Annotated in this window: 1 protein-coding gene; it reads left to right on the top strand. The window is 69.7% G+C overall.

Annotation, left to right across the window (positions count from 1 at the left end; translation table 11 throughout):
• Nucleotides 1–241, top strand: a 241-nt coding sequence (locus BN358_RS26320) for a hypothetical protein (protein ID WP_198018399.1), incomplete at both ends; no start/stop codon positions are given.

Below are 241 nucleotides of genomic sequence, written 5' to 3'. Positions count from 1 at the left end.
CCGCCAACGCGATCGCAGCGGCCGACGGCGTGACCGCATCGCCCTCCGTCCTCGAACTGGGCGAGGGGAACTCCCACACCGTGACCATCACGCTCACCAACAGCACCGGGTCCGACCAGACCTACACCCCGAAGCGGGTTTCCGGAGTCAGCGCCGCGGCCAGCACCGGCTCGGCCACCTACGTCGGGACCACCACTCCGAAGTACGGCTTCGGCGACGTCGGGTTCCGCGCGTCGGTGAA

Source organism: Sedimentibacter sp. B4 (genome assembly GCF_000309315.1).
In the GTDB taxonomy this organism is placed as follows: Bacteria; Bacillota; Clostridia; order Tissierellales; family Sedimentibacteraceae; genus Sedimentibacter; species Sedimentibacter saalensis.
Note: the sequence above shows the minus strand (reverse complement) of the source record. Positions and strands in the feature narration are given on the sequence as shown.